Genomic DNA, 21,086 nt, shown 5'->3' on the forward strand with positions numbered 1-21,086 from the left:
GAGCCGGATGTCGCCATCGTCATGGTGTCGGCGCGGGGCAACCTGTCTGCACTGGCAATCCGTGATCTGGTCGGGGAAGTCGAGGCGGAGGTCCTTCAGGTTCCCGGCATCGAGAACGTTGTCATGATCGCCGAGGCGTCGAGCGGCGGGGGCGGCGGCAACTTCCTCAGCGGCGTTCAGGACAAACCCGCCGATGTGGTCGGCGAGCTTCAGATCGAGCTGGCCGACTATTGCTGCCGGCGGCGGGCCGTGGAGATCTTTGACGACATCCGCCAGCGGACCGCAGACATGGCCGGCATCAAGGTGGAGGTTCGCAAGATTGAGGGCGGACCGCCCACGGGCAAGGATCTGCAGCTTGAGGTCAAGTCGACGGACTACGATACGATGGTGGCTGCCGTCGACCGTATTCGCGATTATGTCGACACCGTCGATATCCTTTCGGACCAGGAAGATGGGCGGCCCCTGCCCGGCATTGAATGGCAGATCGACGTCGACCGCGAGCTGGCGGGTCGTTACAACGCCGGTATTGTCGGTGTCGGCTCCATGGTCCAGCTCGTCACCAACGGCGTCCTGATCGGCACCTACCGACCGAACGACTCCGAGGACGAGGTGGATATCCGCGTCCGGCTTCCTGAGGAACAGCGCACGCTCGATCAATTCGAGCTGTTGAAGCTACGCACAGCGAACGGCCAGGTTCCGTTGTCGAACTTCATCGAACGCACGCCGCAGCAGAAGGTCTCGTCGATCACACGTCGTGACGGTCTTTACGCCATGGACGTCAAGGCGAGCGTCGCCGAAGGTGCGATGGTCGACGGGCGTGCCGCGACGCCGAACGATGCCGTCAGGGACATCCAGACGTGGCTCGATACCCAAGAGTGGCCTGAGAATGTATTCTTGAAGTTCCGCGGTGCGGACGAAGAACAGCAGGAATCTGCAGCTTTCCTTGCCAAGGCAGCGATCGCGGCCCTGTTCATGATGTTCATCATCCTGCTGACGCAGTTCAACTCGTTCTACCAGACGGTCCTGACCCTATCGACTGTGATCCTGGCTGTTTCCGGCGTGCTCTTGGGCATGGCGGTAACGGGACAGAAATTCTCGATCATCATGACGGGAACGGGCATCGTGGCGCTTGCCGGTATCGTGGTGAACAATGCCATCGTGTTGATCGATACCTTCAACCGCATGCGGGCCGAGGGGGTCAAGGATATACGGCAGGCAGCGCTGAAGACGGCCGCCCAGAGATTGCGGCCGATCATGTTGACAACGATCACGACAATCCTCGGTCTCGTGCCGATGGCGCTTCAGATCAACATGAACTTCTTCACCCAGACCATCTCGATCGGAAGCATCACGTCGATCTGGTGGGTTCAGCTTTCGACGGCGATCATCTTCGGACTGGCCTTTTCGACAATGCTGACACTCGTCCTGATCCCGTCCATGCTGACCATGCCGAAGAATATCTCGGACAACTGGGATTCCATCAAAACCCGGCTCAGCCGTTCACGGCGCCCGGACAAGGATGGCGCAGAACCCGCCGACGGCAAGGGAACCGGCAAGCAGGCCGATAATGACGACCTGCCCATTGCACGGCCGGAAGCCGCCGAATGACAATCGAAACGCCGCCCCCGGGCGGCGTTTCTCTTTGCGCTTTGTCCAACACGCTTATCAGGATTGTGGTCCGGCTCATTGACGCTAGGATATCGGCATGACCACGATACGCGACCCCTTCGAACATCACCCGGAACTGCGCGGCAAGATTACCGATCCGTACGAGTCCTTTTTCAGAACATTCAAGCCGTCGGACTTTGATGCGCGGATGAAGGAAGCGGGGCTGCCGCCGCACTGGCGCCTGAGCGACGAGAAGCGGGAAGCATCGCGTCACGAAACGCTTGCCGGACACCTGGACACGGATTTGTGGGTCTTTGCCTATGGCTCGCTCATGTGGGACCCGGGCTTCCTGTTCGCGGAGGTCCGCAAGACCCATGTGGCCACATACGCCCGTTCCTTTTGTCTCAAGGATGAGCTGGGCGCACGCGGCACACGCGAAGCGCCAGGGCTCATGGCGGCGCTCGACAGCGGCTCGGGATGCACGGGCCTTGCTTTTCGGGTTGAACAAATCAAAGCCGACGAGGAAACGGCCATCCTGTGGCGGCGTGAGATGGCCACCGGCGTCTACATGCCGGTCATGGTCGACGCAGAGACCGCACAAGGCCCCGTCAAGGCGGTTACCTTTGCCGCGAACCACGATGCAAAGCGCATACGCAAAGACCTGTCACACGAAGAGCAGGTCCGCTATATCGCGACCGGTGCCGGCATACTCGGCACCAGCCGTGAATATATCGAGAACCTTGCGGACCATCTCGACGCGCTCGATATCGATGACGCGCATGTCTTTTCGCTTCTGCAGGACGTACGGCGGTTCCGCGCAAACGGTGCGCAGCGGACTGACCCGTCTTAGACGCGCTTCAGAACGATGGTCATGAACCACAGCTCAAACGCATATTTGCTGGTCTCCTCGCGGTAGAGCGCTTCAAACCTGTCAAAGAACTCCTTGTCGAGCGCATCGACCTCGTCCGGGTTCCGGACGCTCGGCTCGAACAACTGCCGGCGCAGCGTTGACGCGGCGAAGGCGCGGACATAACCGCGATAGTGGCTGGCATAGTCTTTCGGATCGGAAACAAAATCGGAGAAAACGTCGCGCGCGTGGCCGGGTGCGGGCTCCACGCCGACATAGTCGAGTTCGAAGGCCGAGGACAGAAGCGGATCCTCTTTCAACGGTGCCTCGGCGTCCTCGGCGGTCGGGAACCAGAGCGCAAACACGAAATTGTCGAGCACGTCCTTGTCGAGCAACCCCTCGTCCGCCATCTGCTGGGCGACAACCTGCAGAGCGCGATAAATGCCGCGTCCGGACGCGGCGATGCCGTTGATCTCGCCTTCCTCGGACACGGAACCGAGTGTCGAAACCAGAAGGTAGCCTCCGGGCCGCAATTCCTCCGCCCGGCGATGCAGGAACCGGGCCCAGTCCTGTTTTGCGATCGTTTCCATCTGCGTGCGCGCATCTCCGGTCAGATCGGCAAACCATACTGTTCCCGGCGCGTGGAGATTGACTGCCCGGCTCAGCCAATGGCTTGCCGCAAAACAGGTTCCAAGCGCGACCGACCGATCCGACGCCATGCGGTCGTAGAACGAGCCGATTGAGGCTTCGGTGCGTATATTCGGGTTGCCGTAGGAGTAACCGGCCTGGCCGCGCGTCAGCTCGAACAGGGCATCCCAATCATTGCCCGGCTGATCCGCATGGCAGACCACTATCCGCGCATCGGGAAAGCGCTCCTCATAGGTCAGAACCGCAGGCAGAACAGCATTGATAGCGCTGATGCCGGGCCCGCATCCATAGTCGACGATACGAAACTCCGGCTCTACTCTGTCCAGGCGCCCGACAATGTCACGAATGCGTCCGGCCTCGCGGTTCACGCCCTGTTGCTGCGCGCGCGAGTTGCGGTTGTAGTCCACCATCCCGTCGGTGGATTTCAACGGTTCGTGCGGTGTTCGTTTCATCGGCTCCGCCTCTTTTTGTTCGCCCCAGGCTCTTCAGGCCTGCTGCGCCGGCTATCCGGCTATGACGGCTCACCCGCCTGGCTCGCCTCCTCGGCTTTCTTCTGTTCCCCAAAGCGCTTGCGCCAGGCGCGCGCTCCGAATGGCAGGGAGACCAGATAAAGCACCGTTGACGCGGTCATGGTCTCCCAAGTGTAGGTCATCAGCAAGGCGACATAGAGGACAATAACAAGCATCAAGGGAAACACCAGATCGCGGCGAATGCGCTGACCCAGCGTCTTGCCCGAATAAACCGGCAGCCGGCTGACCAGCAGGAACGCAATCAGGAGGGTATAGATCGAGGCCAGATAGGCGAACGTAACGCCCGGCTCTATGCCCAGAAAACCGATATAGACGGGCAGAAGAACGAGGATTGCACCGCCGGGCGCCGGTATGCCGACGAAATAGTCGGCCTGCCAGCTTGCCTTGACGTTCCTGTCCTCCATAACGTTGAAACGGGCGAGACGCAAACCGGCCGCAATGGCGTAGATCATCGCTGCGATCCAGCCGAAGGAGCGCACTTGGTCGAGCAGATAGGCATAGAGCACCAGCGCCGGCGCAACGCCGAAATTGACGATATCGGCAAGGGAATCCATCTGCGCGCCGAATTTGCTCGACGACTTGAGCAGCCGGGCGGCCCGGCCGTCCACGGCATCGAGGAGCGCGGCAAGCAGGAGCATCGCGACGGCGAGTTCGAAACGCTGTTCGAATGCCAGCCGGATGCCCGTCAGACCCGCGCAGATCGCCAAAGCGGTAATGATGTTGGGAACCATCATCCGCAGGGAAATCTCGCGCAGGCGCGGTCCCCTGCTCTCGTTCCCGTCGCCGGGAGCGCCGTTCGGGTCGAACGAGGAAAAACCGGAATCCATAATTCGCCCTAAGCCCGCCGGGAGACGGTCTTGCCTTTATCGCTATCGAATTCGGCGAGCACCGTTTCACCCGCAATAGCCGTCTGCCCGACGGACACGCGCGGAACCGCCTTCGCGGGCAAAAACACATCGAGGCGCGAACCGAAGCGGATAAGACCGAAGCGTTCGCCCGCATCGAGGTGATCGTTTGCCTTCGTCCAGCACAGGATGCGGCGGGCAACGAGCCCGGCGATCTGCACAACGCCAATCGCACCGTTGGAGGTTTCAATCACCATACCGCTGCGTTCATTTTCCTCACTTGCCTTGTCGAGTTCCGCATTGAGGAACTGGCCGGGCTTGTAGACGACATCCCGAACAGTGCCCGCCATCGGTGCGCGGTTCACATGGCAGTTGAAGACATTCATGAATACGGAAATGCGCAGCATGTCCTCGTCGCCGAGGTCAAGTTCCTGCGGCGGTTTCATCTGGACGATAGACGATACGCGGCCGTCGGCCGGGCTGATGACAAGATCGTCGTCCAATGGCGTGACCCGCTCAGGATCACGGAAGAAATAGGCGCACCAGGCCGTCAGAAGCAGGCCGATCCAGAACAGCGGGTCCCAAATCCAGCCGAGGATGAGCGAGGCGGCCAGAAAGATAAGGACAAATTTGTAGCCTTCCTTATGCACCGGAACCAGCGTGTTGGAGATCGTATCGATCACACTCATGGGCAAACTCTCCAGGCGGCCTTGCCTTTCCCTCCCTTAACCGGGGAACTGCCGCACGCGTCTATATAACTTTAAAGATAGAGGACTTGAACAGAAGATTGACGGGTTTCCCGGTCCGCATGCGAGCCGCGCAGATCATTGCTGTTCTTCGTGCGGCCGCTTGCGGATGATCACGCCGAGATCGTCATGCTCACGGAAATCCTTGAGTTTTTCCTCGGTTTCCCGAGCCTCGCGCTGACGGTTCCACATATCGAGATAAAGACCCTTGTGATCGAGAAGCTGCTGGTGGGTTCCGCGTTCGGCGATCACCCCGTCCTGCAGGACAATGATCTCGTCGGCGCCGATGACGGTCGACAGGCGGTGCGCGATCACCAGCGTGGTGCGGCCCCGGCTGACAAAATCGAGCGCCGTCTGGATTTCCTGTTCCGTGGCCGTGTCGAGAGCGGAGGTTGCCTCGTCAAGTATGAGAATGGGCGGCGCCTTCAAAATGGTTCGGGCGATCGCCACCCTTTGCTTTTCTCCGCCGGACAGTTTGAGCCCGCGCTCCCCGACCATCGTCTCAAGGCCCTGCGGCAGACTGTCGATAAAGTCGCCGATCTGGGCCATATCGGCGGCCTGACGCACCTCGTCGTCACTGGCGCCCATACGTCCGTAGCGGATATTGTAGGCCAGCGTGTCGTTGAACAGGACGGTATCCTGCGGCACCATGCCGATGGCATTTCGCAACGATTGCTGGGTTACGTCGCGCACGTCCTGCCCGTCGATCGTGATGGCACCTTCCTGCACATCGTAGAAGCGGAACAACAGGCGCGACAGGGTCGACTTGCCGGCCCCCGACGGACCGACCACCGCAACGGTTTTTCCGTGCGGCACTTCGAAGCCGATGCCCTTGAGGATCGGCCGGTCAGGTTCATAGCGGAAATGCACATCGTCGAAGCGGATCGCGCCGGACTGCATCTTGAGCGGTTCCGCCCCCGGCTTGTCGACGATTTCCTCGCTGATATCGAGCAGGTCGAACATGTTCTCGATGTCGGTCAGGCCCTGGCGGATTTCACGGTAGACAAAACCGATGAAGTTGAGCGGGATCGAGAGCTGCATCAGCATGACGTTGATGAAGACGAAATCACCAATCGTCTGGTCGCCACGCTGCACGGCCAGTGTGGACATGACCATCATCACCGCCATGCCGATGCCGAAAATGAGCCCCTGCCCCAGGTTCAGCCATCCAAGCGATGTCCAGATCCGGGTCGCGGCATGTTCATAGCGGTCCATCGACCGGTCATAGCGCTCGGCTTCCATCTGCTCATTGCCGAAATACTTCACCGTTTCGAAATTGAGCAGCGAATCGATGGCCTTCGTATTGGCGTCGGTGTCGGATTCGTTCATGTCGCGGCGAATGGCGATGCGCCAGTCGCTGGCCCGGACGGTGAACCAGATGTAGAGCCAGATCACGAGCGCGGTGACGGCAACATAGGACCAGCCATAGGCGAAGCCGAAAATGAGCGCCACCAGAACAAATTCGAGCAGCGTCGGGAGCGTGTTCAGGATGGTGAAGCGGACAATTGCCTCAATACCCTTCACCCCGCGCTCGATGATGCGCGAAAGGCCGCCCGTGCGCCGTTCCAGGTGGAACCGGAGAGACAGGCGATGCATGTGGACGAATGTCTTGTAGGCAAGCTGGTGAACCGCGTGCTGGCCGACCCGGGCGAACAGGGCATCGCGCAGTTGGTTGAAGCCGAGCTGGATGATGCGCGCCGCATTATAAGCGATCACCAGCATAACCGGCGCGATCAGGATCGCGGGAAGGAAACCCAGCCCGTCCTCATTGCCGTTCAGCGCATCGGTCGCCCATTTGAAGAAATAGGGAACCACCACCTGTGCCAGTTTCGCCAGCACCAGGAAGCCGGCGGCATAAAGAACGCGGCGTTTGAGATCAGCCCGGTCGGCAGGCCACATATAGGGCCACAGATTGCGCAGCGTGTGCAGCGGATTGCCGGTGTCGGCAGCAATTGTTTTTTTCCGATCTGACAAGAAAACGCCTTTGAATAAGCCCGTCACCGGCCTCGCGGTTCCGACGCAAAGGCGGCGATTGATGACAACCGCCGCCCGATCAATAGATAGGCTCTATGGACATGCGGTCAAGCATGCCGCCAATGCGTCAGCGTCCCCAGATACGCTGGCGGTGAAGTTCCTCGGCATTGTCCAGCGGTTCCTCAGGGACAGCGAAGACCTGACCGGGTTCGATCAGGTCGGGATTTTTGATCTGATCGGCATTGGCGAGATAAATCGTCGTATAGCGGACACCGCGGCCGTAAATGCGCCGTGAAATCTGCCAGAGCGTGTCGCCGCGACGAATGATCACCGAACCGTCGCGGGGCTCAAGCGCGGCCTGGACGACCGTCTCGGCTTCGCCCGCCGCCGGTGCGGCAGGGGCAGGCGTGGATTGCGTGTCATCGGTTGAGCCCTCTTCGACGACGGGTTGCCCGTCTGCATCGGCCACCGCATCGGCGGTCTCTTCAACAGCCGCATCCTCGCTGCCGGAACCGGTGTCCCGCACGGGCCCGGCTTCGCCGGTTGCGCTCATTTCGGTTGTGATGTTTTCGGCCCCGGCGGGTTTTTGCGCGACCTCTTCCCGGCCGGACGTCTCGCCGGCATCCGCCGTCTCTTCGCCAGCGGTACCGCCGCCGGCCTCGGAAGCGGCAACGGCGGCCACCATCTCTCCTTCCGGGCGCGTAAAGGGCACAGTGACACGCAAGGCCGGCGCGACATTGCCCCGCATCGTCAAATCGGCGCTGATCGTGTGATCTCCAACCGCGATATCCTTGTCCGCCTCCACGAGAAAGCGACCGTTCCGGCTGACGCGGCTGGTGCCGAGCGACTCGCCATTGGCGTAGACGCTGACGTCCGCGCCGGGTGTTGCCGAACCGGCGACGAACATGCGGCCGCCCTCAATCTCGACCGCATCGATGCGCAGTATCGGCTGGGCGGCAACGGTGCCGGTGTCGGCCAGTGCCGTCTGCGACGCGGTATCGTCCCCGGTCTGCCCGCCCGCATCAGCAGCTTCGTCGTCGGCGTCCCGCGCCGGTTTTGTCATCGCCGTGTCGGCGGCAGGTTCGGACCGCTCGTCTTCCTGCGCGGCGGTCGCTGCCGTTTCAGCTTCCGGCTTGGCCAGAATACGGCTTGCCTCGCCGGGCTTTGTCACCATGACCAGAAGTTCCGCCGGCTCATCCTCCGGCACGCTGATGGTCGCGACCTCCTCCGATTGCGCAGCAGTGTCGTTCTCGCCAACCGAACGCAGGACAATCTCATGGTCGCCCGGCTTCAAGGCATCCTCGACAACCACCACGAAATCACCCGACACACCGGCATCGGCTTCGGCGATCACCTGCCCGTTGTTGACGACCTGGACCTTTGTTCCCGGTTCGGCCTGACCGGCCACAAGGGTGGACCCGTCGGGCTCAACCCGGACCACGTCGAAAGTCGGGGATTGCTCGGCCTCAGCGGTACCGGATGCCTCGCCGGCCTCCGGTTCGGACGTCGCGGCGGCGCTCTCCGCGGTATCGCGCGTTTCTTCGTTGTTCCTTTCGGCGGTTTCCTCGACATTGGCAGGCGCCTGCCCGCCGGTTTCTGTCCGCTCCGGTTCGGCGAACGGCTCCGTCTGGTAAACATATACGCCGACAAGAATGACGATTGCCAAGCCGACAAGGGCCAAAACCAGGGATTTGTTCTTGTTCATTCTATGCTCCAGTCGGCGCGGAAAACTGCAGGCGGCTACCGCACGGATCACGCCAATCCGCTCCCGTGTCCTCGTCCCCTTACGTCCACTTGGTATGCGGCACCGAGCCTCTAAAATCGTCGCCAAACTAGAACTTTTGACTGATCCGAACAAGCATTTGAGCTGCTTCGCCACCGCGAAAAGCCCGGAACCTGGGAGTAATCGGCAAAAATACATCAGATATGGCGCGAAGCGAGGCGCTTGACCTGTGTTGGCCCGCACTGTTTGCTCGTCACTATGGCACAGATTCGCTCAATTTGCGTTTATTGCGGTTCGCAACCCGGAAACGATCCGCAATTCGGGACAGCGGCGCGCGCGCTGGGACAATCGATCGCGGCAAACGGCATAAGGCTGGTCTATGCGGGCGTGGCCAGCGCCGGCGACCGTCACGTGATCGACCGTATGTGAGGTGGTTGCACCATGGGCACCGTGACCGACAGGGTTCGGATCGCATCGGTTCAATGGCAAGCCGGAGCGCTTGACGCGGCAGGTGTCTTCGCACGCATATCCGCCTTCGCCGATCATATGCGGATGCTCGCAGCCGATAACGGGATCAACATCATCGCCGGCTCGCATCTGGTATTGGACGATGACGGTGTCGCGCGCAACCGGAGCTTCGTTTTCCTGCGTGACGGCACGACGCATATGCGCGACAAGCTGCACCCCACACCGACGGAAACCGAGCCCTGGAAGGTGAAGGGCGGCGCGACGCGAGGACGGTCGAGAACCAGTGTTATGTCGTTGCCTCCGGCATGACCGGACAATTCCATAACGTTCCCGAGCAGCACGGCGCCTGCGCGCAATCGGCGATCTTAGAGTATCGGGCGACCTTCCCTTTGCCCGGGACGGTATCGCGGCACAAGCCGATGCGAGTGCGGACATGATCATCTATGCGGATCTCGATCTTGAAGCCCTCGATCTGGCCCGCCGCGAGGGCGTGGTCCGCTATCTCAGCGACCGCGGGCACGATCTCTACGCCGTGAACTGGAAAAGCTGACCGTGGCCGCCATTTATCGAATTGTCGCATTGCGCCTTTATGGTCGCGCGGCCGGCATTCTCCTGCCGGCCCGCATGCTTTAATTCGAGGCCCCCCATGAAACCGTTCACCGCACTCTTTTGTTTGTCCATCGTCCTTGCCGCCTTGACCACCAAGCCGGTTCCGGCGAATGACGGCGCCGATGTGCAACTGGGCCCCCGTCCGTTCTTTCTGCTCAACGGTCTTGACGAGGGCGAACTGAAAGATGCGTTGCAACAGTGCGAAAGCGGCCCGTTTTTCAAGAGCGATTTCTCGATCGGACACCGGGGCGCACCGCTGCAGTTCCCCGAGCATACGGAAGAGTCCTACAGGGCGGCGGCGCGCATGGGGGCCGGTATCCTTGAATGCGACGTTACCTTCACGAAGGACCGTGCGCTGGTTTGCCGCCATTCGCAATGCGACCTGCACACGACCACCGATATCCTTCTGAAACCGGAGATCGCCGACAGCTGCAGCGCTCCCTTCTCGCCGGCCGATCCGTCAAGCGGCAAGAAGGCGGACGCCAAGTGCTGCACGTCGGACATCACGCTGGAGCAGTTCCGGCAATTGACCGGCAAGATGGACTCGGCCGACCGCAACGCCACCACAGTCGAACAATATGTCGGCGGCAATCCCGGCTGGCGCACCGACCTCTATTCGACGAGAGGCCGGCTGATGACCCTGGCCGAATCCATCGATCTGTTCGAACAGCTCGGCGCCAAGCACACGCCGGAGCTCAAATCGCCGGGCGTCGCCATGCCGTTCGAGGGCGACTTCAGCCAGGAAGACTACGCGCAGAAGATGATCGATGCCTATAAGAGCGCCGGTGTCCCGGCGAGCCGTGTCTTCGCGCAATCGTTCAACCCGGCCGATGTGGCGTACTGGATCGCCAATGAGCCCGAATTCGGCGCACAGGCGATCTATCTGGACGGGCGCTTCCGCAACGGTATCGACCCGGAAGACCCCGCCAGCTGGACACCGTCGATGGAAGCGTTGAAGGCAGGCGGCTTCAACTATATCGCCCCGCCGCTCTGGATGCTCGTAAAGACGGGCGAAGACGGCCGCCCGGCACCGTCCGCCTATGCCGTGGCGGCAAAGCAGGCGGGCCTCGAGATCATCACCTGGACCCTGGAACGCTCCGGCTCGCTGTCATCGGGCGGCGGCTGGTATTACCAGACAATCGCGGGCGTCACCGACAGCGACAGCGATGCACTTGTCCTGCTTGACGTCCTGGCGAAGGATGTGGGGGTCGCGGGCGTCTTCTCCGACTGGCCGGCGACGACGACCTTCTATGCCAACTGCATGGGTCTTTGAGTTGCATGTCCGGGCATCGAGCTCTGTTTTACGCCTGACCCGGTTGTATCTGAGACACATCGCGCGTTTGTCTTGTTTGTCGGATAATGCGATTTGATTACCATGAGCAAAGTGCGTCGGCGCGATGCCTATTCGTTCATGAAAGACGACAACGTTCCTGATTTTAACGCAGGTGACGTCTTCACGGTCATGGATGCAAATTGCTCCCTGTGCGCAAAGGGTGCATCGTGGATTGCCCGAAACGACTCTCCTGAGCAGTTCAGGATTATCCCCCTGCAGTCGGATATCGGGCGGGCATTGATGAATCACTACGGTTTGGATCCATCCGATCCGACATCCTGGTTATATGTCGAACAGGGCAGAGCCTACACATCTCTTGACGCTTTTATCCGTGTGGGCAACCGCCTCGGCGGCAGATGGAAGGTGTTGCGTGTCCTGCGCATCCTGCCGCGCGCCGCACAGGATGTGTTGTACAATCTGGTCGCGCGCAACCGCTATCGCTTGTTCGGACATTCGGATTTGTGTGCTCTTCCGGATCCGGAAGTCCAAAAGAGGCTGATCTCGTGAGCGTGCCTGTTCCGGGCGGATACGGTACCTTCCGAGGCCTTTACCAAAGCCTGAATTGCTGCCTTGCCGGTCTTCCAGCGCAATGGCAGCAATCCATTGAGGATCAGAACCGGTGGGCGATTGCCGCCATCACATTGCCGCCGGTGTTTCCGGATGCATGCCCTTCGTTCAGCGAAAACGCCGCGCCGAACCGCAGATCCGTGACCGGTGACAAGGGCGTTGCATAGTCAAAGCCGAAGTCGATCTGCCGTGCGTCCGGTTCGAGATCGACGGGCACATCCTCGTAGAAAACCCGTGCGTCCCTGTCGCGGCCCACAGCCAGCCGCAAGCTCGCCTGCCCGCTCTCGATGCGCAGCGGCTGCTGCACGGAAAAGGTCAGCGCATCCGACCGGTTCCACAGACCGTTCATACGCGTGCCGACCGCAAAACCGGTGAACAGCGCCGGTTCGACCGCGGTCATCAGCCCGGCATCGTTGGTCCTGGATGCCCCGAACTCCGAGTTCACGAAAACCTCGAACGCCCCGACGGGAACAGAGACACCGGCGTTAAAGGCCATGGATGCCGTTTCAAACGTGCTTTCTTCCGCCAGTCTCAGGCCGAGGAAAGATCCCGCCTCCGCCGTTCCCGTCAGACCGAAGGTCAGCGCCGCGCCGCCATCGAGGCGAAAGGCCCGCGAAGCGCCCAGCCCGAAGGTCTGCCGGTCCTCATCGGCGCTGTCGGCAAAGGCAAAAAAGCCGAGATTGCCGCCGGGCAACTGCGTCCCGGTGCCGAAAGCGCGGGCCTGCGGCGCCAGCCCGAGCAGCGAAGCGGGATCGGCGAATGAGGGCGATGCGGTGGGGTTTATCCCGAACTGCGCACCGACATCCTCCGCCCATCCGAAGACCAGAGAGCTGTCAATGGGCTGGAGGCCGTCCGTACTGGTCGAGAACCCGAAGCTGCCAGCCTCGGTTGTCATCCGCTGGCCGGCACCGTCTGTAAAACGCTTCAACCGTTCATCGAAATTGTCATCGGCCTCTGCCGTGAGGATGGTCGCCGGCACGTAAAAATCCGTGCCGAGCGCGTCAAACAGGGCCATCTGCCGACCGGCAAGCGCATTGGCGATGGCATTGCCCTGCGCCGAGCCGGAAACCATGGAGACCTGCGAAACGGGAACCGTGGGGTCGCTCGCAACGGATGTCGTGGCCGCGCCGAGACTGCCGATCGGCAGCAGGGCGGCCCTCAGATCCATAAGTCCGTGACCGAATTCCTCATTGTAGCTGTGGATCACGCCATTGCCGAAATCAACGGAGCCGCTGGCACGCGTGAAGAAGGAGTTGTTGGCCGAAGCCAGAAGCCGGTCGACGATCTCGGAGGAATAAAGATTGGGAAATGCCTCGGACAGGAGAGCGACCGCACCGGATATCTGCGGCGCGACAAATGACGTACCCACCTTGTTCTCGTAAGCCGCATCACCGGTATCCATTGCGGTGTAGACAAACCCCTGGCCTGTGAGGCAGTAGGCGGCGGCCTCCAGGCATTCGGCGGATATGCGTGTCGCGCTGATCAGGTCGCCACCACTGTCATAGTTCGCCACGGCGTTGACGCCGACGATCCAAGACCCTTGCAAGGATGGATCCAATGACGGCAAAGCGGCAATGAAGCTCGCGCTGTTGTCCGAGGTTCTGTTCGACGCGGCAAACACCACGACGCCTTCGGTGGTGAACTGCCTCAAAGAGTCGATGTATTGAGACCAATCGCTGGCACTGCCTTCCATGGCATTGGCGATCTTTTGGCTCAATGTCGAACCGGCGGCACCGTTGATGTCATTAACCGTGATCGTCTCGTCCTTGCGCGGGCCGCTCCCCCAGTCAAACCCCCAGGAATTGTTCTGCGCAACGGCGCCGGCCGCATGGGCATCATTGGTCGCGCCGGTCAAATCGGACAGCAAGCGGGGCAGCGCTGAAAGGTGGAGATCGGCACCCGGCGCGACGCCCATCATTCCGAAACCGTCGTTCTGTCCCGCCGCGACCGCGGCGACCCCGGTGCCGTGGTCCTCAAAAGGGGCAGGAAAGGTGCCATAGGTCGTTATGGTTTTGCCGGCAAGCTCCCGATGTGTCGTGCGGAAACCGCTGTCGATGATGGCGATCAACTGGCCCGCGCCGGACAGTCCGATGGAATGGGCATATTCGAGATTGATCACCGAAAACGCATTTTTCCGTGTCACCACGCCGAAATTCTCCAGCCTCGGTGGGCCGAAGATATTGTGCTGTGCGACGAATTCACGGGAGTTTTGCGCCGCCTGCGCATTTGCTTCGAAGATATTGTCCTGTGCGACGAATTCAGGGGAGTTTCGCACCGCCTGCGCATCGGCTTCGTCGAAGCTGGTGACATAGTGCGTGGTGCCTTCATGGGCTGTCAGCAGACCGCCGCCTGAGTTGGCGCCGCGCCCGTCATCGTACGGTGCATCGCCCGACGTGCAGCCTGTCATGGCCACTGCCGCAAACAGCACGGTCACGCCGCCCCATGGCTGACAAAAAAATGAGCTTTGTGTGGTTCGTTTCATCGGTTTGAAATCTTTAAACAATCCGCATAGGAAATTTCATTCGTCAAAAAAGTTCATTCGTCAAAATAAAAAGAATCAATTAACCGCCGGTTAACGGTAGCACCGGCCAATTTCCAACTCAAATCGGGATACGGTCTGAAATCTTGTCAGCCCGCCAGCGACACGCGATATCGCGCCCTGCCCCCGGTTATGATTGCGACCTCAGCCATGAGCCTTCTTCGCGGAATGATCCAACCGCGCGGCCCTGGCCGCCGCCCGCATTTGCGAGATGGTCGACCAGCTATAGAGCCCGAGCGCCAGCCATATCAGGCAAAACGCCAGAAGCTGCCAGCCTGAAAACGGCTCCCGGAAGACAAAAACCGCGATCAGGAAAATCAGGGTCGGCGCGACATATTGCATGAGGCCGATGGTGGAGAGCCTCAGCATCTTTGCGCCGAGCGCGTAGCAGATCAGCGGTATCGCCGTCGCCGGCCCCGCAAACAGCAAGAGCAGCGTGTCGCTGGTGCTGCCGGCCAGGAAATGACCCATTCCCTCGACGTCAAAGGCGAGCACTATGAGGAGCGCCGGGATACACAGGAGAACGACTTCGAGGAAAAAACCCTGGGACGGGCCGATCGGCATCGTCTTGCGGAAGAAACCGTAAAACCCGAAGCTGAAAGCCAGCGACAGCGAGACCCAGGGCAAACCGCCGGCGTCATAGGTCAAAACGGCGACCGCCGCCATGGCAAGGGCGATGGCGACAAGCTGCACCCGGTTGAACCGCTCACCGAGAAAAAGTGCGCCGAGCATAATGCTGACCAGCGGATTGATGTAATAGCCGAGCGCCGTCTCCACCGTGCGTTCGTTGGCGACCGCCCAGGTGTAGATACCCCAATTGCCGGCAATCAGCGTGGAGGTCAGAAAGGCGTAGCCGAGGGTCCGCGGCGTACGCACCGCCTGGCGCAGATCGGCGGTCCTGCCGAGAGCCAATATGATGATCCCGGCAACCGGAATGGAGCACAATATCCGGTAGGCGACCACCTCTATCGCCGGGACATGATCCACCGCCTTCATGTAGAATGGCAGCAGTCCCCACATCAGATAGGCGGAAATGCCAAAAGCAAAGCCGCGCGCAGCGCTATCGGGATCTGAGCCGTTCATGGCTGGATGCTTCCACTATAATAGAATCAATGGGTTGAAGCGATTTTCGTATAAATCGAGTCAACCGGATTGAAGGCGACCAATTCCGCTGGACCAGCGCTCTCACGCCGGCGCGACAGGCAATCATATCCGGCTGTGAAGATCAACCGGCTTATTGCTCCTTGCGGATTTTCAGCAGCTTGTAGGTGACGGAGTCCATGAGCGCCTGGAAAGACGCGTCTATAATGTTGTGCGAAACGCCCACCGTCCACCATCGTTCCCCGGTCTGATCCCGCGACTCGATGAGCACCCGCGTGATGGCTTCTGTGCCGCCATTGAGGATGCGCACCTTGTAATCCGTCAGTTCCAGGTCTTCGATTTCAGCCTGATATTTGCCGAGATCCTTGCGCAGCGCGATGTCGAGCGCATTGACCGGCCCGTGTCCCTCGGCCACCGACATGGTGGTCTCGCCGTCGATCTCCACCTTGACGATCGCTTCCGACACGGTCTTGAGATTGCCGTTGGCATCGAATCGCCGTTCGACCATGACCCGGAAACTGTCGACGCGGAAGAACTCCGGAACACGGCCGAGCGTGCGCCGGGCGAGCAGTTCGAAGCTGGCGTCCGCCGCCTCATAGGCATAGCCCTGCGCCTCGTGCTCCTTGACGATGGAAATCAGCCGGTCGAGCCGTGGATTGTCCTTGGCAACCTCGATGCCGCGCTGCCGCAGCTCGTTGATAAAGTTCGACTTTCCGCCCTGATCCGAGATCATGACCTTGCGCCGGTTGCCGACCGCATCCGGCGGCACATGCTCATAGGTCCTGGGATCCTTCAGCAGCGCCGACGCATGAATGCCGGCTTTGGTGGCAAAAGAGGATACGCCGACATAGGGCGCCTGCGGCTCCGGCGAACGATTGAGCAATTCGTCGAACGCGTGCGACAGGCGCGTCAGACCCTTGAGCTTTTCTGCATCCATGGCGGTTTCGAACCGGCTGTTCCAAAACGGTTTCAACACAAGCGTCGGGATCAGCGTGACAAGATTGGCGTTGCCGCAGCGCTCGCCGATGCCGTTCAGCGTTCCCTGAATCTGACGCGCGCCCGCATCGACGGCGGCCAGGGAGTTGGCCACGGCCTGTCCCGTGTCATTGTGCGCATGAATGCCGAGACGGTCGCCGGGAATTCCCGCATCGATCACTGCACGCACGATTGCGGCGATCTCGTCAGGCTGCGAGCCGCCATTCGTGTCGCACAACACGACCCAGCGCGCACCGGCGTCGAAGGCCGCACGCGCGCAGGCGAGCGCGTAGTCGGGATTGGCCTTGTAGCCGTCAAAAAAATGCTCGCAGTCGACCATGGCTTCCTTGCCGGCCGAAACCGCCGCCTCGACCGATGCGGCGATACAATCCAGATTCTCCTGATTGCCGATGCCGAGAGCGATATCGACATGGTAATCCCAGCTCTTGGCAACGAAACACACCGCGTCGCTGCTTGACCGGAGCAATGCCGAAAGGCCCGGATCGTTGGAGGCCGACACCCCTGCCCGCTTGGTCATGCCAAAGGCGACGAAATCGGCATTGTGCAACCGGTTCTTCTCAAAGAACTCGGTATCGGTCGGGTTTGCACCCGGATAACCGCCTTCGACATAGTCGACGCCGAATGCATCGAGCAGCCTGGCGATCGCGATCTTGTCCTCGACATTGAAATCAATGCCGGGCGTCTGCTGCCCGTCACGCAGTGTCGTGTCAAAAAGATAGATTTTTTCGCGCTGTGTCATCAGTTCTGCTGCCTGGGCGGCCAAACCTCGGTGTCATGGCCCAGGTGTTGTTTGTTGATTACGCCAATGCGCTCAAAGTGCTTATGCGGCCATGTCCATTCACCGCAAACCGGATAACGCACCGCGCCGCACTGGCATCCGCCGGTGATGGCTTCGGCCGTCATCGCCGGTCTCCGGGCAGTCCAGGACATTTCATCACAGCGCCTCCCAGGTCGTCACGCGATCGCCGGTCTCGGGATCCTTGCCGTCCTTCAACCGGATCCCGTCCGTCGCAAGTTCGTCGCGGATGGCATCGGCGCTTGCCCAGTCCTTCTGCCGGATGAAGTCGAGCCGTGCGGCGATGCGTTCGGCAATCACCGCCTCGTCGACATCGACAGCCTTGGCCTGCCGGTACGCGGAAAATCCAAGCATCGCCATGGAGGATGCCAGCGTCGTTCCCTCAAGCCCGCTGAGGCTCGCAAGAGCGGCGGAAAAATTGAGATCGTCCGACAGGGCCTCGATGACGGCGGCATCGGGCGCCTGCCCATCGTCCGCATCGCCGGCACGCCGGGCGAATTTCTCCAGAAGACGCTCCGCTTCTTCAAGCTTGCGCACGCTGAAGTCGATCGGCTCGCGATAATGCGTCATCAGCATGGCGAGGCGCAGCACTTCCCCGGGCCAGCTGCGCCCGCCGAATGTGTCGCTCGCCAGCAACTCGTGGATGGTCACGAAACTGCCGAGGCTCTTGGACATCTTCTGACCTTCGACCTGCAGGAAACCGTTGTGCATCCACACATTGGCCATGCGCTGCGTGCCGTGGGCGCAGCGCGATTGCACGATCTCGTTTTCATGGTGCGGAAAGATCAGGTCCAGTCCGCCGCCATGGATATCGAAAACCTTGCCGAGATAGCGCTCGCTCATCGCCGAGCATTCGATATGCCAGCCGGGGCGGCCCGTGCCCCAGGGCGAAGGCCAGCCGGGCTCATCCTCGGCGGACAGCTTCCAGAGCACAAAGTCGCCGGGATTTTTCTTGTGGTCGTCGACTGCGACACGCGCGCCGGCTTGCTGATCCTCCAGTTTCCGGTGCGAGAGTTCACCATAGTCGCTGCTCGAGGTCACATCGAATAGAACCTCGCCGCCCGCCTGATAGGCGTGACCGCGCGCGATCAGCGTTTCGATCATCGCGAGCATCTGGGCAATGTTGTCCGTCGCGCGCGGCTCATGGGTCGGCTCAAGGCAGCCGAGCAGGCCGACATCGGCGTGAAACTGATCAGCCGTTTTCGCCGTGACCAGCGCGATCGCGTCGTTGAGGGCCTTGTCGGGATAGTCGCGGGCCGCGCGGGCATTGATCTTGTCGTCGACGTCGGTGATGTTGCGCACATAGGTGACCTGCCCCGCGCCATAACGATGCCGCAGGAGCCGGAAGAGCAGATCGAAGACGATGACCGGCCGTGCATTGCCGATATGGGCAAAGTCGTAGACCGTCGGCCCGCAGACATACATGCGCACGTTCCGCGGATCGATCGGCCGGAAATCTTCCTTCCTTCGCGTCAGCGTGTTGTACAGCTTCAGGCGTTGATCGCCCATACGTCGAACTCCCTTGTGCCTCAGGCCAGGGCGTTTGTCGTTGCTTTGACTATGAGACGAAAACGGCCGGGCCAGCGGTTGGCTAGCGGATAATAATGCAGCAGATGCAAATAGCGGCGGCGCCGCGAAGCGTTTTCATGGCGGAACTTATCGCCGCTCGCGGCAGTCGCGTCAAGTCATTAGCCGCCGCATCAGCCGTTCAGGAAGCGCAACAGCAATCCGACGGCCAGGGCCGCCATGATGAGACCGATGACGATGTCGAGGAAGCGCCATGCGACCGGTTTTGCGAAAACCGGCGCCAGAAGTCTCGCACCGTAACCCAGGCTGAAAAACCAGACGAAGGACGCCACGCAGGCCCCGGCGCCGAACGCCGTGCGGGCCGATCCTTCATATCCCCCTGAGATGCCGCCGATCAGGAGGACCGTGTCGAGATAGACATGGGGGTTCAGAAACGTCAGCGCCAGACAGGTCGTCACCGCCGCCCAAAGGCTTCCCGCCGTGCGTTCGGCGGCTTTGAGACCGTGCGGGTGAAGGGCGCGCCGGAACGCGAGCAGTGCATAGCCGGCCAGAAAGGCCGCACCGCCAAGGGTCACCGTTCCGATCAGGGCCGGAGAGCGCGCGACAATGGTGCCGAGACCGGCAACGCCGGCCGCGATCAGAAGCGCGTCGGAAAAGGCCGCGATCAGGCAGACGATGAAAACGTGCGCGCGCATCAGCCCCTGCCTGAGGATGAAGGCATTCTGGGCGCCGATCGCGACAATCAGCGATCCGCCGAGCACGAAGCCCGAAACAGCCGCACCGGCCACCGGATGGTCAAACATTCTTCCGCCAATCGCATCGAGGAACTGCCTAAAACAGCGACATCTGAGATTCCGTGTCCGGGCTTCCGGCGGATTTCTCCGCCCCGTCATCGGATAACTCCACCGGTTCCTGCAGGTCAGGCCCCATATTGGCGGCCTTGTTGACCCTGTCGGAGACGGGCACGGCCTCGAAGAAATCGGGATCGACCGGAACAAGGAGATCGGCGATGTCGCGCGGTTCGAAATTCACACAGTCCAGCCAGCGGCTGAAATCCTGCCGGTGGATGACGACCGGCATCCGGTGATGAATGTGGCTCAACGCCGCATTTGCCTGTGTCGTCATGATCGCGGCGCTGTCGATCTGGGAGCCATCCTCTGCAAGCAATGAATCCATCACACCGGCAAAGGCGATCAGGCCGCCGTCGCGCGGCCGCACCCAGTAGGCCTGCGGCTTTCGCCGGCCCTCCCGCTTCCATTCGTAGAAGCCCGAGGCCGGAACAAGAATGCGCCAGTGGCGCATCGGACCACGGAACGACGCTTTTTGTGCCGCCGTTTCGGAGCGGGCATTGATCAGCAACGGGAAGTCCCGCGGCTCCTTGACCCATGACGGAATGAGCCCCCAGCGAACCAGCCGCACCCGCCTGTCGGGATGGTTGGTTCCGGCTTCACGTCCCTTTCCATCGCCCGCGATCACCACAAGAACCGGCTGCGTCGGCGCGATGTTGTAGCGCGGCTGATGACGCTCCATTTCCCGGAGCTCGAACAGCGCCTCGATCTCGTCGACGGAATGGGTGAGTGAAAAGCGTCCGCACATGCCGCCTACCTCGAAAAGGCGATGGTGTCGGCCTCGCGCTCCGCATCGCGCAGATCGGATTGTGCCTGGAACAGTTCGTTTTGCTTGATGATAATGCGCGACTGGATGCGTACCAGTTCCTTCTGGTCGGATATGTCCGACAGCGATTGTTCAAGTTCTTCGATCTCGCGCCTGACCCGGTCGCGCTCCTGGCCGGCATCATAAACGCGTTTTCCGACCGTATAGGTCCTGATGAATCCCGCGGCCAGATCGACAGGGCATGCGTTGGCGTAATACGTGCCGGATTTGCCCACCAGCAGGCCGTTTTGCGGCGTGCAGTATTGCCGGATGCCTCTTTCCCATCCGGCGCGCCAGGCGGTGCCGTCGACCGGCAGACCAAAGGCCGAGCAGGCCTTTTGATGTTCGACGATGAAGGAGGACGCCTTGCCCTCCTGACCGTTGCGTTCTCCGAGATCACGCCAGTTCGTCGTCTCGCACTCGGCCTCGTTGAGGGTCGCGCAGGCGGACAGGGCCAGCGGAAAGATCAGCAACAAAGCCGCCGCCCTCAAACCATTCGCCGTCATTGCGTGTCTCCGGACTGTTTCGATGTAAGGAAAGTCAATAGGATGATTCGCGGACTTAGGACCAGAAACA

18 protein-coding genes and 1 pseudogene are annotated in these 21,086 nt (G+C 60.9%); 6 read left to right on the forward strand and 13 right to left on the reverse strand.

Annotated features, from left to right (window positions below; all coding sequences use genetic code 11):
* Together AC5E6N_RS03525 and AC5E6N_RS03530 are read left to right on the forward strand one after the other, a co-directional pair.
* On the forward strand, nt 1-1,608 hold a 1,608-nt coding region (locus AC5E6N_RS03525; RefSeq protein ID WP_491746523.1), incomplete at its 5' end, for an efflux RND transporter permease subunit.
* Between the two features lie 97 nt (nt 1,609-1,705).
* A complete protein-coding gene (locus tag AC5E6N_RS03530) occupies nt 1,706-2,458 on the forward strand; it encodes a gamma-glutamylcyclotransferase (protein ID WP_491746524.1) in 753 nt (250 codons plus the stop codon).
* Here the strand turns inward: AC5E6N_RS03530 and AC5E6N_RS03535 are convergent.
* The 5 genes from AC5E6N_RS03535 to AC5E6N_RS03555 form a co-directional block, all read right to left on the reverse strand.
* Nucleotides 2,455-3,555 (reverse strand): class I SAM-dependent methyltransferase, encoded by a 1,101-nt coding sequence (locus AC5E6N_RS03535; protein ID WP_491746525.1) that lies wholly within the window; start codon nt 3,553-3,555, stop codon nt 2,455-2,457. The genes AC5E6N_RS03530 and AC5E6N_RS03535 overlap by 4 nt on opposite strands.
* Nucleotides 3,556-3,614: 59 nt before the next feature.
* A complete protein-coding gene (locus AC5E6N_RS03540; RefSeq protein ID WP_491746526.1) occupies nt 3,615-4,460 on the reverse strand; it encodes a CDP-alcohol phosphatidyltransferase family protein in 846 nt (281 codons plus the stop codon).
* Nucleotides 4,461-4,468: 8 nt separating this feature from the next.
* Nucleotides 4,469-5,173: a phosphatidylserine decarboxylase gene (locus tag AC5E6N_RS03545; RefSeq protein WP_491746527.1), complete on the reverse strand. Its 705-nt coding sequence runs from the start codon at nt 5,171-5,173 to the stop codon at nt 4,469-4,471.
* 129 nt (nt 5,174-5,302) lie between these two features.
* The gene (locus AC5E6N_RS03550; protein ID WP_491746528.1) at nt 5,303-7,198 is read right to left on the reverse strand and encodes an ABCB family ABC transporter ATP-binding protein/permease; all 1,896 of its coding nucleotides are present in this window, start codon (nt 7,196-7,198) and stop codon (nt 5,303-5,305) included.
* Nucleotides 7,199-7,325: 127 nt separating this feature from the next.
* A complete protein-coding gene (locus tag AC5E6N_RS03555) occupies nt 7,326-8,903 on the reverse strand; it encodes a LysM peptidoglycan-binding domain-containing protein (protein WP_491746529.1) in 1,578 nt (525 codons plus the stop codon).
* Between the two features lie 276 nt (nt 8,904-9,179).
* Between AC5E6N_RS03555 and AC5E6N_RS03560 the strand changes: the two are divergent.
* The 4 genes and pseudogenes from AC5E6N_RS03560 to AC5E6N_RS03575 all read left to right on the forward strand — a co-directional run.
* Nucleotides 9,180-9,308, forward strand: a pseudogene (locus AC5E6N_RS03560) (TIGR00730 family Rossman fold protein); the annotation flags it as partial.
* 54 nt (nt 9,309-9,362) lie between these two features.
* A complete protein-coding gene (locus tag AC5E6N_RS03565; protein WP_491746530.1) occupies nt 9,363-9,698 on the forward strand; it encodes a hypothetical protein in 336 nt (111 codons plus the stop codon).
* Nucleotides 9,699-10,035: 337 nt separating this feature from the next.
* Nucleotides 10,036-11,271, forward strand: coding sequence for a glycerophosphodiester phosphodiesterase family protein (locus AC5E6N_RS03570; RefSeq protein ID WP_491746531.1), 1,236 nt, complete (start codon nt 10,036-10,038; stop codon nt 11,269-11,271).
* A 102-nt stretch (nt 11,272-11,373) separates the two neighbouring features.
* Nucleotides 11,374-11,838 carry a thiol-disulfide oxidoreductase DCC family protein gene (locus AC5E6N_RS03575; RefSeq protein WP_491689870.1) on the forward strand — a complete coding sequence of 155 codons (465 nt, stop codon included), beginning with the start codon at nt 11,374-11,376 and terminating at the stop codon, nt 11,836-11,838.
* A 103-nt stretch (nt 11,839-11,941) separates the two neighbouring features.
* Here AC5E6N_RS03575 and AC5E6N_RS03580 read toward each other — a convergent pair whose 3' ends face one another.
* The 8 genes from AC5E6N_RS03580 to AC5E6N_RS03615 form a co-directional block, all read right to left on the reverse strand.
* Entirely contained in the window at nt 11,942-14,326 is a 2,385-nt protein-coding gene (locus AC5E6N_RS03580; RefSeq protein ID WP_491746532.1) for a S8 family peptidase, read from the reverse strand.
* Between the two features lie 255 nt (nt 14,327-14,581).
* Nucleotides 14,582-15,520 carry an EamA family transporter RarD gene (rarD, locus tag AC5E6N_RS03585; RefSeq protein WP_491746533.1) on the reverse strand — a complete coding sequence of 313 codons (939 nt, stop codon included), beginning with the start codon at nt 15,518-15,520 and terminating at the stop codon, nt 14,582-14,584.
* A gap of 151 nt (nt 15,521-15,671) precedes the next feature.
* Nucleotides 15,672-17,273 (reverse strand): citramalate synthase, encoded by a 1,602-nt coding sequence (gene cimA / locus AC5E6N_RS03590; RefSeq protein WP_491746534.1) that lies wholly within the window; start codon nt 17,271-17,273, stop codon nt 15,672-15,674.
* A complete protein-coding gene (locus AC5E6N_RS03595) occupies nt 17,273-17,437 on the reverse strand; it encodes a hypothetical protein (RefSeq protein ID WP_491746535.1) in 165 nt (54 codons plus the stop codon). Before AC5E6N_RS03595 ends, cimA begins: the two co-directional genes overlap by 1 nt.
* A 31-nt stretch (nt 17,438-17,468) precedes the next feature.
* The gene (gene cysS / locus AC5E6N_RS03600) at nt 17,469-18,839 is read right to left on the reverse strand and encodes a cysteine--tRNA ligase (RefSeq protein ID WP_491746536.1); all 1,371 of its coding nucleotides are present in this window, start codon (nt 18,837-18,839) and stop codon (nt 17,469-17,471) included.
* A 191-nt stretch (nt 18,840-19,030) separates the two neighbouring features.
* Nucleotides 19,031-19,645 carry a LysE/ArgO family amino acid transporter gene (locus tag AC5E6N_RS03605; protein WP_491746575.1) on the reverse strand — a complete coding sequence of 205 codons (615 nt, stop codon included), beginning with the start codon at nt 19,643-19,645 and terminating at the stop codon, nt 19,031-19,033.
* A 43-nt stretch (nt 19,646-19,688) separates the two neighbouring features.
* Nucleotides 19,689-20,453, reverse strand: coding sequence for an SOS response-associated peptidase (locus AC5E6N_RS03610; RefSeq protein WP_491746537.1), 765 nt, complete (start codon nt 20,451-20,453; stop codon nt 19,689-19,691).
* Between the two features lie 5 nt (nt 20,454-20,458).
* Complete coding sequence (locus tag AC5E6N_RS03615) at nt 20,459-21,016, reverse strand: DUF2799 domain-containing protein (protein ID WP_491746538.1); 558 nt, start codon at nt 21,014-21,016, stop codon at nt 20,459-20,461.
* Nucleotides 21,017-21,086 lie beyond the last annotated feature (70 nt).

It is taken from the genome of Hoeflea sp. (assembly GCF_984452065.1).